The organism is Gilliamella sp. ESL0254, assembly GCF_013344985.1.
Lineage (GTDB): Bacteria > Pseudomonadota > Gammaproteobacteria > Enterobacterales > Orbaceae > Gilliamella > Gilliamella bombicola.
Window position 1 is genome coordinate 816,297 of record NZ_JAAEDU010000001.1, and the last position, 13,008, is coordinate 829,304.

General features: G+C 38.5%; 11 protein-coding genes and 1 other annotated feature. Of the genes, 8 read left to right on the forward strand and 3 right to left on the reverse strand.

All coding sequences use genetic code 11. From position 1 onward, the window contains the following. Positions 1-501 precede the first annotated feature (501 nt). On the reverse strand, positions 502-1,659 hold the full coding sequence (locus GYX25_RS03895) for a hypothetical protein (RefSeq protein ID WP_174786770.1): 1,158 nt from the start codon (positions 1,657-1,659) through the stop codon (positions 502-504). A gap of 262 nt (positions 1,660-1,921) precedes the next feature. Next, positions 1,922-2,046 (forward strand) — a sequence feature (His leader region). Between the two features lie 38 nt (positions 2,047-2,084). Here GYX25_RS03895 and hisG point away from each other — a divergent pair. Genes hisG through hisIE form a run of 8 tightly spaced genes read left to right on the forward strand, consistent with a single transcriptional unit; the run spans position 2,085 to position 9,155 of the window. Continuing rightward, complete coding sequence (gene hisG / locus GYX25_RS03900) at positions 2,085-2,984, forward strand: ATP phosphoribosyltransferase (protein WP_174786771.1); 900 nt, start codon at positions 2,085-2,087, stop codon at positions 2,982-2,984. 4 nt (positions 2,985-2,988) lie between these two features. Then, positions 2,989-4,284: a histidinol dehydrogenase gene (gene hisD, locus GYX25_RS03905; protein ID WP_174786772.1), complete on the forward strand. Its 1,296-nt coding sequence runs from the start codon at positions 2,989-2,991 to the stop codon at positions 4,282-4,284. A gap of 15 nt (positions 4,285-4,299) precedes the next feature. Further along, positions 4,300-5,358, forward strand: a complete 1,059-nt coding sequence (hisC, locus tag GYX25_RS03910; protein ID WP_174786773.1) for a histidinol-phosphate transaminase — start codon at positions 4,300-4,302, stop codon at positions 5,356-5,358. An 8-nt stretch (positions 5,359-5,366) separates the two neighbouring features. After that, complete coding sequence (gene hisB / locus GYX25_RS03915) at positions 5,367-6,434, forward strand: bifunctional histidinol-phosphatase/imidazoleglycerol-phosphate dehydratase HisB (protein WP_091347135.1); 1,068 nt, start codon at positions 5,367-5,369, stop codon at positions 6,432-6,434. Further along, entirely contained in the window at positions 6,435-7,022 is a 588-nt protein-coding gene (hisH, locus tag GYX25_RS03920) for an imidazole glycerol phosphate synthase subunit HisH (protein ID WP_174786774.1), read from the forward strand. A 17-nt stretch (positions 7,023-7,039) separates the two neighbouring features. Further along, positions 7,040-7,777: a 1-(5-phosphoribosyl)-5-[(5-phosphoribosylamino)methylideneamino]imidazole-4-carboxamide isomerase gene (gene hisA / locus GYX25_RS03925; RefSeq protein ID WP_091347253.1), complete on the forward strand. Its 738-nt coding sequence runs from the start codon at positions 7,040-7,042 to the stop codon at positions 7,775-7,777. Further along, entirely contained in the window at positions 7,759-8,535 is a 777-nt protein-coding gene (gene hisF / locus GYX25_RS03930; RefSeq protein WP_091347139.1) for an imidazole glycerol phosphate synthase subunit HisF, read from the forward strand. Before hisA ends, hisF begins: the two co-directional genes overlap by 19 nt. Continuing rightward, positions 8,529-9,155: a bifunctional phosphoribosyl-AMP cyclohydrolase/phosphoribosyl-ATP diphosphatase HisIE gene (gene hisIE / locus GYX25_RS03935; RefSeq protein ID WP_174786775.1), complete on the forward strand. Its 627-nt coding sequence runs from the start codon at positions 8,529-8,531 to the stop codon at positions 9,153-9,155. The genes hisF and hisIE overlap by 7 nt, the downstream gene beginning before the upstream one ends. Positions 9,156-9,229: 74 nt before the next feature. Here hisIE and cysB read toward each other — a convergent pair whose 3' ends face one another. Further along, positions 9,230-10,201 carry an HTH-type transcriptional regulator CysB gene (gene cysB, locus GYX25_RS03940; RefSeq protein ID WP_091347143.1) on the reverse strand — a complete coding sequence of 324 codons (972 nt, stop codon included), beginning with the start codon at positions 10,199-10,201 and terminating at the stop codon, positions 9,230-9,232. A gap of 170 nt (positions 10,202-10,371) precedes the next feature. Further along, the gene (gene topA, locus GYX25_RS03945; protein ID WP_174786776.1) at positions 10,372-12,981 is read right to left on the reverse strand and encodes a type I DNA topoisomerase; all 2,610 of its coding nucleotides are present in this window, start codon (positions 12,979-12,981) and stop codon (positions 10,372-10,374) included. Positions 12,982-13,008: the final 27 nt, after the last annotated feature.

Consider the following 13,008-nt stretch of genomic DNA (forward strand, 5'->3'; position numbering starts at 1 on the left):
GGTGATAAAAATAAGAATGGAGTCTGATTTCGACTACGGTGAAATTGAAAAAGATTTAGGGCGTAGGTTTGGCAGGCCAGATGCCAGATGCCAGATGCCGATTATGATAGCGCATTTCGATTATCCTGTCAAGTAAATTTTTGTTTTATTTCAGTTTTTTATAATTGACTGCTCAATTAGCGAGCATTTCCTTGCTTTAAAAGCGCTTAAATTATAATCTGTTGATTAATAATGCGCTACTTTTTTTGTTAAAAATTTGTAAAGTTTTATTAAGAAGATGGAGTTAAGCTTTTGGTGGCATGCTTTGGGAAACGGTTTTGGTGGTGTTTTTTGGCTAAAAACAACCAAATAAAAACTTTAATAAAATCAATACCTTTTCTGACCGATTTTTGGATGAAAATAAAGACTTTTTTGTTTGTTGTGGTCATAGTGGATTAGATGCAGCGGTTTCGGACGTTTGCAGTTTAGTGTTCAAAATAGCGATGTCCGAAACTATTACCTTTATTGTTCTATTCGCATTTCCTCAAAAATTGATGTGACAATTTGATGGGCTTTTTGGGCTGCGGCTATTTGTTTGTCTATATAGGACTGACTGTAGTTTTGGGGTTGAATTGTGAATTCATCTTTTTGTGTTTCGGTTAAATCGTAGGTGTAATCAATATACGCATTTTTTTGATATAGGTAGACAGCACGACAATATTGGTTACCTTCATAATTAAGATTACAATAAAGAGTAAAAGGTTCTTTTTGTGGATGGAGCCAATTCGGATTATTTATGATTATATTATAGATTTTGTTGTATTTATTTCGATCATAAGAAACATATAAAGCAACGCCATTATCAAACTCTTTGTAGTTTTTAAGATGATGATAATCAAGTGGCGCTAAGTCGGTGTTGCCTTGTGTTAGTTGCTTGTTTAAGTCTTCGTTTAGTTTTGTTTGTAAATCTGGCCATATTCGATGACTAGGGACCATATTGTTGGTTGCTTTGATTGTAACATCTGATAACAAGATCTCACCTTGCTTTATGTTATCGCAGTATGCTTTTTGATTCGGCGTTTCAGGATGCCTGCACATTTTTTTAAAGGAATATGACAGTTCAACAACGGGCTTCGGTTCTGTTGCTGAAAATTTGTCACAAAACTCTTTAGTTGTAACATCTGTCATATTTACCCAAAATTCATTACCCCGACTATGTTGGGGATAAAGACGATAAACCGCATCATTCGCCAGTGAAATCAAACGTCCATTTTGCTTGCATTCGCTACTTGGGCGGCTGTTCCAGTATTCAATAAGCATCGGCATTCCAAGATAAATCGGCCAAAAAAAGGTTGCCAATAAGGGGAATACAACATAAACAACGGCAAGATTTAACTTTTGTTTTATGCCTTGGTAGTGTTTTTTGTGCATTTGGCAATAACGAAGACCAACTGGAAAGAGCGCTCCAGTTAACGAAAACAAGAAAAAATGAATATCAGTTGGGGGAAAAATGTATACCAACCACGCACCCACTATAATCATAAAGCCGATTTTTACTTTTTTATTTAATTTAGTATAAACAATAATAGTAGAAAGCAGATAAACCAAATAGAAAAAGGGAAACATTAGCGCCCATAAAAAAGGGTATACTTCAATATTATGGTAATAAGGGTGTAACATGATGACTAAGCCTTTCAATATTCTATATATAATTTATTGAATATAAATAACATAAATTAAATTAGACGTCAAAATTGTGTAGCTGTACTGCTGTTTTGAAGTTGTTAAGCTAATCACGCTGACTATTTTAAATAAAAAACTAGTTGCGAATAAACAAATTCTGTTATATTTTGTTCAGTAGCTTTAATTATCAACTCAGTTAAAGGTTTTTTATTTTTATGAATTGTTTTTGCGTTTTTATTACTAATGCTATTAGTACACATCATCATCACCATCATTCCTGAATAGTCTTCGGGCGATTGGTGCTGGAAGACATTGATCTTCCGGTGATATCGCAAAAGCAAGCAGAGAACCCTCGGAAGATCAAACTTCCGAGGGTTTTTTGTTTGTAGTTTATAAATTTTTAGATAACTTTGGAGAAAGATATGTTGGATAATTCGCGTTTACGCATTGCAATGCAAAAGTCAGGTCGCTTAAGTGATGAGTCAAAAAAGCTACTTGCCCAATGTGGCATTAAGATTAATCTGCAAGAACAACGGTTAATTGCTTTTGCCGAAAATATGCCCATTGATATCTTGCGCGTTCGTGATGATGATATCCCCGGGCTGGTGATTGATGGCGTTGTTGATATTGGGATTGTCGGCGAAAATGTTTTAGAAGAAGAAGTATTAGATAGGCAAGCCGAAGGCGAAGCTCCACAATTTAAAAAATTGCGCAGTTTAGATTTTGGTGGCTGTCGGTTGTCGATCGCAGCACCTCGTGATTTTGAGTATACAGGACCAGAATGTTTAAATGATTTGCGTATTGCCACCACCTATCCTCACCTGCTACGCCGTTATCTGGCACAATATAATGTTACCTTTAAAACCTGCTTGCTTAATGGTTCGGTCGAAGTTGCACCTCGTGCAGGACTTGCCGATGTAATTTGTGATTTAGTATCTAGCGGTGCAACACTTGAGGCCAATGGACTGAAAGAGATCGAAGTTATCTATAAATCAAAAGCCTGCTTAATTCAACGTCAAGGCGAAATGTCACCAATAAAACAGGCGTTAATCGATAAAATCATGACGCGTATTCAAGGGGTTATTCAAGCTCGTGAATCAAAATATATTATGCTCCACGCCCCTACCGAGGTGTTAGATGATATTGTTGCACTATTACCCGGTGCTGAAAATCCTACCATTTTGCCTTTAACTGGCGAGCAAAATCGGGTTGCACTGCATATGGTGAGCAGTGAATCGCTTTTTTGGGAAACGATGGAAAACCTAAAAGCGTTAGGTGCAAGCTCAATTCTTGTATTACCAATTGAAAAAATGATGGAGTAATAATATGAAACTCTCTTATTGGCAACAATGTACAAATGAACAACGAACAGCACTATTAACGCGTCCAGCGATTACAGCCTCTGATTCGATTAGCAAAACTGTTGCAGATATTTTGGCACAAGTTAAACAAGATGGTGATAAGGCATTAAAAGCACTAAGTAGCAAATTTGATAAAGTCCAAATTCAGCAGTTCAAACTCACCAAACAGGAAATCAACGCCGCCGCAGACCGCGTTAAGCCTGAATTAAAACAAGCAATGCAATTGGCAGTTGCGAATATCGAAAAGTTCCACCAAGCTCAAGTAAAACAGACCATTAAGCTTGAAACAATGCCGGGGGTAGAATGCCAGCTAGTTACTCGACCGATTGATTCTGTTGGGCTTTATATTCCAGGGGGATCAGCGCCTTTGTTATCAACAGTATTAATGCTTGCAATACCCGCTAAAATTGCTGGTTGTCGCCAGGTTATTTTATGTTCACCCCCACCTATTGCTGACGAGATTTTATATGCGGCAAACTTGTGTGGTGTCAGCGAAGTATATCAATTAGGCGGTGCACAAGCGATTAGCGCAATGGCACTAGGCACTGAGTCTGTTCCTAAAGTGGATAAGATCTTTGGTCCGGGCAATGCCTATGTTACCGAGGCTAAACGCCAAGTAAGTCAACATCTTGACGGTGCCGCCATTGATATGCCTGCGGGACCTTCTGAGGTGCTGGTTATCGCTGATAGTTCGGCAAACCCTGATTTTATTGCTGCCGATCTGTTATCACAAGCCGAACATGGCCCTGATTCGCAAGTGATTCTGCTTACCCCTGACGAGGTAATTGCGCAAGCGGTATCAATCGCCGTCGATAAGCAACTTGCCCAACTATCGCGCAAAGAGATTGCGGAAAAAGCCTTGAAAGAGAGTCGCTTAATTGTAACGAAAGATTTAACTCAGTGCATTAACATCAGCAATCGTTATGGTCCCGAACACTTAATTATTCAAACAGCCAATGCGGATGAATTAGTTGAACAAATCACCAGTGCTGGTTCAATATTTTTAGGCAATTGGTCGCCTGAATCAGTCGGTGATTATGCTTCTGGGACTAATCATGTACTGCCAACATATGGCTATACCGCAACATATTCTAGCCTTGGGCTGGCTGATTTTCAAAAAAGAATGACAGTACAAAAATTATCACCAGAAGGTTTAAAAGCAATTGGAAACGCAGTTGAACTTATGGCCGAAGCCGAACAACTCACCGCCCATAAACAAGCGGTTACTTTGCGCCTTGCGGCATTAAATTCAATAGGTTAAAAATAGGTGGATAACATGGATATCAATCAATTAGTCAGAAAAAATATTCAGAAACTAACGCCTTATCAATCCGCCCGTCGGATTGGTGGTAATGGCGATGTGTGGCTCAATGCGAACGAATACCCCGTCGCACCACATTTCGAATTAACCGAACAAACATTAAACCGTTACCCTGAGCCACAACCAGAAAATGTGATTCAGCGTTATGCTCAATATGCAGGTGTACAACCCGATCAGTTAATTGTTAGCCGCGGCGCTGATGAAGCTATTGAATTATTAATGCGTGCATTTTGCGAGCCTGAAAAAGACAGCATTTTGTACTGTCCACCAACTTATGGCATGTATCAAGTGAGTGCTGAAACGTTAGGCATAAAAACCAAAACAGTCCCAACCAAAGCCGATTGGCAACTTGATCTTGAAGGTATTGAGCAGCATCTTGATAGCGTTAAACTGATTTATGTCTGTTCACCAAATAATCCAACGGGTAACTTAATTGATCCTGAGGATATTAAGGCGTTGCTCAATATTGCCAACAATCGTGCTTTAGTGGTGATTGATGAGGCTTATATTGAGTTTTCCCCCGACTCAACGGTGGTGAGTTGGCTTGCTAACTACCCTAATTTAGTGGTGTTACGTACACTATCAAAGGCGTTTGCTTTAGCGGGGTTACGTTGTGGTTTTACGATTGCGAATAAACCAGTAATTGATGCATTACAAAAAGTCATTGCTCCCTATCCACTCGCTACGCCAGTGGCCGATATTGCAGCACAAGCTCTGAGTAAAGATGGCATTAATGCCATGAAGTTGCATGTAATCAATTTGAACAAACAAAAAGAAAAATTTGCCAATTCGCTAGCACAGTTATCAGTTGTTGAAAAAGTTTATCCGAGTTCTTCCAACTATTTATGTGTGAAGTTTCAAGATAATAAGGACGTGTTTAATATCTTATGGAATAAAGGGATTATTTTACGCGATCAAAGCAAGTCGATTGGCAAAAATAATATGATCCGAATCACCATTGGTACTCAAGCAGAGTGCGAGGCAGTTCTTTCGGCGCTTAAAGCAATAAAATAGGAGCAAAAATGTTACAAAAATACTTATTTATTGATCGAGATGGCACATTAATTACCGAACCTCCAGTTGACTTTCAAGTTGATCGTTTTGATAAGCTGGCTTTTGAACCGAATGTGATCCCTGCGCTTCTTAAATTGCAAGCCGCTGGCTATAAATTGGTGATGGTGACCAATCAAGATGGACTAGGTACTAAAAGCTATCCACAAGTAGATTTTGATGGACCGCATAATCTAATGATGCAGATTTTTAAATCGCAAGGCATTAATTTTGAAGATGTGCTAATTTGCCCTCACTTTCCCGAGGATAACTGCGAATGTCGTAAACCAAAAATCCAATTAGTGTTACCTTATCTTACTAGTGGTAAATTGGACAAACAAAATAGTTACGTTATTGGTGACAGGGTCACTGATATTCAGTTAGCTGAAAATATGCAAATCAAAGGGTTACGCTATCATCCTGAACAGTTAAACTGGCTTGAAATCGCTCAGCGGTTAACCACCGCAGATCGCTATGCTAAAGTTGAGCGTAATACTAAAGAAACCAAGATTTTAGTAGAAGTGTGGCTTGATCGCCAAGGGGGAAGTAACATCAATACAGGAATCGGTTTTTTTGATCATATGCTTGACCAAATTGCCACTCACGGCGGAATTAAGCTCAATATCCAAGTCGATGGTGATTTGCATATTGATGATCATCATACCATCGAAGATACAGGACTAGCCTTGGGCGAGGCGTTAAAAACAGCACTCGGCGATAAACGCGGCATTACTCGCTATGCATCAGTAATTCCGATGGACGAGTGTTTAGCAAAATGTGCAATGGATATTTCAGGCCGCCCTTATCTTAAATTTAAAGCGGAGTTTACTCACCCAAAAGTAGGCGATATGAGTACACAAATGGTTGAGCATTTCTTTTATTCATTGAGTTATGCTATGGCTATTACGTTACATATTGAAACCGAAGGCAATAATGATCATCACAAAATTGAAAGCTTGTTTAAAGCCTTTGCGCGCACATTAAAGCAAGCAATTAAAATTGAAAGTGATCGACTTCCTAGCTCAAAAGGAGTGCTATAAATGAACATTGTCATTTTAGATACTGGTTGCGCCAATCTTTCATCGGTGAAATATGCAATAGAAAGGCTTGGCTATCAGCCCATTATTAGTCTTGATCCTGATGTGGTATTGAATTCAGACAAGTTATTTTTACCGGGTGTCGGCTCAGCTTTATCTGCAATGCAAAAATTAGAAGAGCGTAATTTAATCGAACTGATAAGAGTTTGTACTCAACCTGTATTAGGGATCTGCCTTGGCATGCAACTTTTAGCTGATTATAGTAATGAAGGACATGTGCATACACTTGGCATAATTAATGAAAAAGTGATTGAAATTCCTGATTGTGGATTACCACTACCCCATATGGGTTGGAATCAAGTCTACCCAAAAGCAGGTCATCATCTATTTAGAGATATTCCTGATGGTGCTTATTTTTACTTTGTACATGGATACGCGATGCCACTATGCTCAGCAACAATAGCAGAAACCAATTACGGCGAAAGCTTTACCGCAGCCGTACAAAAAGAAAACTTTTACGGCGTGCAGTTTCATCCCGAGCGTTCTGGCTCAGCCGGTGCAAAATTGCTCAAAAACTTTTTGGAGATGTAACAATGGCAGTTTATCCAATGATTATCCCTGCGCTTGATTTAATTGATGGTAGCGTGGTGCGATTGCACCAAGGCGATTATGAGCAAAAACGTGATTATGGCAATCATCCACTTTTGCGCTTACAAGACTATGAAAAGCAAGGTGCTAAGCTGTTGCACTTGGTAGATTTAACCGGCGCAAAAGATCCTAATGCTCGTCAAATTTCATTAATACAAACGTTAATTAATGGCGTACAAGTTCCTATCCAAGTTGGAGGCGGAATTCGCTCTGAGAAAGACATACAATCATTATTATCAGCCGGTGCTGCTCGCGTGGTAATTGGGTCAACCGCCATCAAGCAACCAGAAATAGTTAAACAGTGGTTTAAAAAATACGGCGCTGAAAAATTGGTATTAGCACTGGATGTGCGCATTGATACTAAGGGCAATAAATATGTGGCGATTCATGGTTGGCAAGAAGACTCAAAACAGACATTAGAACAAGTGATTGAGGATTATCTACCTTATGGATTGAAACATGTGCTTTGTACTGATATTTCGAAAGATGGCACGCTCAGTGGTTCGAATATTAAGTTGTACCAAGAAATCAGTCAAAAATACCCACAAATTGCTTTTCAAGCATCTGGCGGTATAGGTCAATTAGACGATGTTAAAGCACTTGCCAATAGCGGCGTTGCAGGCGTAATTGTAGGGCGAGCTTTACTCGAAGGCAAATTTACTGTTCAGGAGGCAATTTCATGTTGGCAAAAAGGATAATTCCTTGTTTAGATGTTCGTAATGGTCAAGTGGTTAAAGGTGTGCAATTTCGAAATCACGAAATTATTGGTGATATTGTCCCTTTAGCAAAGCGCTATGCGCAAGAAGGTGCCGATGAGCTCGTTTTTTATGATATTACTGCTTCGTCAGATGGACGAGTAGTCGATAAAAGTTGGGTTGCAAAAGTGGCCGAAGTTATTGATATCCCCTTTTGTGTAGCTGGCGGCATTAAAACGATTGATGATGCAGGGCAAATATTAACCTTTGGCGCTGATAAAATTTCAATTAACTCCCCTGCACTTGCTGACCCTTCTTTAATTACAAGGCTTGCAGATCGTTATGGTGTGCAGTGTATTGTTGTTGGCATTGATACTTGGTATGACAAAGAATCAAACAATTATCACGTTTATCAATTTACTGGTGATGAAAAACGCACCGTTGCCACAAAATGGAACACACTTGATTGGGTAAAAGAGGTTCAAAAACGTGGTGCCGGCGAAATTGTATTAAACATGATGAATCAAGATGGCGTACGTAATGGCTATGATCTTGATCAACTTAAAGCAATTCGTGAGGTTTGTCATGTACCACTTATTGCTTCAGGCGGTGCTGGCACCATGGATCATTTTTTACAAGCCTTTAAAGAAGCCAATGTTGATGGTGCATTAGCGGCCTCGGTGTTTCATAAACAAATTATCAATATTAGCGAACTTAAACAGTATTTAGCTCACAATGGAGTAGAAATTCGATTATGTTAACTCAAAATAGCGATATAAAATTAGATTTACAGCAACTCGATTGGCAAAAAGTAGATCATTTAATGCCGGTCATTATTCAGCATTATGTTTCTGGCGATGTACTAATGCTGGGTTATATGAATCAAGATGCGTTAACTCAAACACAAGCTAGCGGTAAAGTCACTTTTTATTCACGCACTAAGCAACGCCTTTGGACCAAAGGTGAAACCTCAGGCAATTTTTTAAATGTGGTGAGTATATCAGCAGATTGTGATAATGATACTTTATTAATTTTAGTCAATCCCGTAGGTCCCACCTGTCACACTGGGTCTAATAGCTGTTTTACAAAGGCGAAAACCGAGTGGGGATTTTTGTTTGAATTAGAACAGTTACTTGCAGCACGTAAAAATGCCGATCCTAAATCATCCTATACAGCAAAACTGTATCATGACGGCACTAAACGTATTGCCCAAAAAGTGGGAGAAGAAGGTGTTGAAACCGCCCTTGCTGCGACAGTTCATGATCGAGAAGAGTTAAAAAATGAATCTGCGGATTTGGTTTATCATTTATTAGTATTACTCCAAGATCAAAATCTGTCACTACAAGATGTGATTGGCATTTTAAAAGCAAGGCATAAATAATAAAAATAATCAAAGTGCGAATCATATCGCACTTTCCTTTATATCTTTTTTATTATGATGAAAAATAAATTCACTTAGTACACAGGCAATTTTACCCCATTAAACATAGCTAATACTTCGATATTATTTTCACATAACATGAGTTTATCGATAGTTTGTCGATGCAAATGTGGTGAAAACTGCTGAATAAAATCATACATATAACTACGTAAAAATAACGAACGCGCAAAAACGATATAGGTTGTGCTGTAGGGGAATATATGGCCAGCATTCAATACAACAAAATCATCATCTGAAGTATTACTCACCGCCATTTTTGCGACAATGCCAACGCCTACTCCCAACTTAACATAGGTTTTAATTAACTCTGCATCTGTTGTACTAAAAACAATATTAGGCGACTGACGAGCTCGCAAGAAAGCTTGATTTAAATCTGAGCCATCGTTAGAGAAATCATAACTAACTAACGGAAATTTGGAAAGTTCTTCAATTGTAATTAAGCTGCTTTTGGCAAGCGGGTGATCTTTCATCACAATCACGGCTTGGTTCCAGTGATAGCAAGGTAAGGCAATCATATCATCGCTAAGCTGTGAAATGTCGGTCACAATAGCCAATTCGCTCTGTCCTGTTTGTGCTTGAGATATGCACTGTGGTGATGATCCTTGCTCCATATGCAAAGTAATATTCGGATATTGTTGCATAAACTGCCGGATCACAACAGGCAAGGCATAACGTGCTTGAGTATAAGTTGTGGTAATTGTTAATGAGCCTTGATTTGGCTGACTAAATTCTTTGGCAATAATTTTAATATCGTTAGATTTGTTGAGGATTTCTCGAGCAAGCGCAATAATTTTTTCACCGACAGGCGTCACTTCTGAAAGGTGCTTACCCACTCGGGTAAATATCTGAACGCCAAGCTCGTCTTCTAACAATTTTATTTGTTTGCTGATGCCTGGTTGAGATGTATACAGTTTTTCGGATGTTAACGATACATTGAGATCGTTATTGACGACTTCGACAATATAGCGTAATTGTTGCAATTTCATGACAAACAAAAGCTCCTTTAACTGTATGCTTTCTCCCTTTTAATCACATCTTAAAAGGGAGAATTGGTAAGGTAAGTCTTTTCACTGTCTAGCACAAACAATAATAACTATTTTTATACTAAAACATATACTTTCCTGAAACTTTTTAACAAAAGTTTAGTTGCTATTACCTATTTTTTACTATTAATCCATTTGCCATCTACGTATTGCATCACCCAACCTGTCGATTTACCATTAACTTCAGAGGTAACATATTGTTGTTTGCTTTTACGACTAAAACGAACAATGGATGGATTACCGTCAGGATCTTTACTTGGTGCTTCGGTCAAGTAAATAAACTTTTCTGGCAGGCGATCTTTAAAACGTTGTAACTCTTCAATCAACGGTGCACGTGTTTCTCTTGATTTTGGAAAATTATGTGCTGCCAAAAAGATACCTGCGGCACCATCACGCAATACAAAATGTGCATCAGATTTACTACATTGAAGTTCTGGTAAATCAACCGGATCTTCTTTAGGGGGTGCAACATCACCATTTTTTAAGATCTTACGTGTATTTTTACAATCAGGATTAGTACAGCCCATATATAAACCAAATCGCCCTGATTTTAAATGCATTTCTGAGCCACATTTTTCACATTCGATAATTGGTCCTTCGTAACTTTTTACTTTAAAGTTACCTTTTTCAATTAATGAACCATCACAAATTGGATTATTACCACATATGTGTAATTTACGTTCGTTATCAAGCAAATAACTATCCATGGCTGTATGACATTTTGGACAGCGTTTACGTGCTCTTAATGCTTCGGTTTCGGCTGTTTCAGCTTCTTCCAAAATATTTAAAGTTTCGTGCTCCGGAATTAAGTTAATGGTTTGTTTGCAACGTTCTTTAGGCGGTAACGCATAGCCTGAACATGCTAAAAATACACCTGTACCCGCAGTTTTAATGCCCATTTCACGACTACAATTAGGGCATTTAATTTCAGGCGTTAACACTAATGGATTTAGTTGCATACCACCTTTATCAGGCGCTTGTTCGGCAACCTCAAGATGCTGACTAAAATCATTGAAAAACTGGTCAAGTACTTCGCGCCATTCTTGTTTTTTATGGGCAATTTCATCCAATGCATGTTCCATACGTGCGGTAAAATCATAACTCATCAGATCATTAAAGTTTTCGCTGAGTCTATCAGTAACAATTTCACCAATTTTTTCTGCATAAAAGCGACGATTTTCCAAACGCACATAGCCGCGATCTTGAATTGTCGAAATAATGGTTGCATAAGTCGATGGGCGACCAATTTCACGTTTTTCAAGCTCTTTAACCAGTGATGCTTCGTTATACCTAGCAGGCGGTTTGGTAAAGTGTTGATTTGGATTTAAGCTGATTAAATCGAGTTTGTCGTTAACTGATAACGGCGGTAATATTTTATCTTCATTGCTTTTGGCTAGTTGCGGTTGTACTTTAGTCCAACCATCAAAGCGCAATGTACGACCTTTTGCTTTTAAGGTAAAATCGCCAGATTGGACTGTAATAGTAGTTGAGTTATATTCAGCCGATGTCATTTGACATGCCACAAATTGTCGCCAAATTAATTGATATAATTTACAAGCATCAGCATCAATATCACTAATTTTTTCGGCAAGAATGGTGACATCAGATGGACGGATAGCCTCATGTGCCTCTTGAGAATTCTTTTTGCTGCTATATACATTGGCTGACGTTGGTAGATATTTATCACCAAAATTCTTACCAATATAATCGCGTACCATTGTCAATGCATCCTGACTTAAATTGGTTGAGTCAGTACGCATATAAGTAATGTAACCAGCTTCGTACAATCGCTGCGCTAATGTCATCGTTTTTTTAACACCAAAGCCTAAACGCGTGCTAGCGGCTTGTTGCAAAGTCGAAGTAATAAACGGTGCAGTAGGATTACTTTTGGTTGGTTTTTGCTCAATGTTTGTTACATGATATTGGTTTTTATTAAGCTCAGCTAAGGCTATATCAATCGCAACTTTATCTTTTGGTTCGAACGCTTTGTTTTTGTAATTGGTGACCTGTAATGTTAATTGTTCTTTTTGAGCAGTCGTTAAATCAGCATAAAGATCCCAATACTCTTCAGGAATAAAAGCATGGATTTCGCGCTCACGTTCAACCACTAAACGCACCGCAACAGACTGAACACGACCTGCTGATAATCCACGTGCAACCTTTTTCCAAAGTAGTGGTGATAACATAAAGCCCACAACCCGATCCATAAATCGGCGTGCTTGTTGAGCATTGACTCGATCCATATCAAGCATTGATGGTTCATTAAAAGCGTTTTTAATTGCTGTTTTGGTGATTTCGTTAAAAACAACACGACGGTATTTACTCTCATCGCCACCAATAACATCTTTAAGATGCCAAGCTATTGCCTCTCCTTCTCTATCCAAGTCGGTTGCGAGATAGATCATATCAGCGTCTTTAGCCAATTTTTTAAGTTCAGAAACCACCCTTTCTTTGCCCGGTAAAATTTCGTAATGCGCTTTCCAACCGTTATATGGATCAACACTCATACGATCAACTAAAGCTTGCTTTTCAGAACGTTTAACTTTTTTCTCTACTTTGTTTTTTGTATCTTTTGTGTTTTTTTCAGCTCGTTGGCTGCTACCACTCACGGGCAGATCACGAATATGACCGACACTTGATTTAACCACGAAATCTTTGCCAAGATATTTATTAATCGTTTTTGCTTTGGCTGGTGATTCCACAATAACAAGGGATTTTCCCATAATAAAACCTTTTTATTCTGTTGTTTA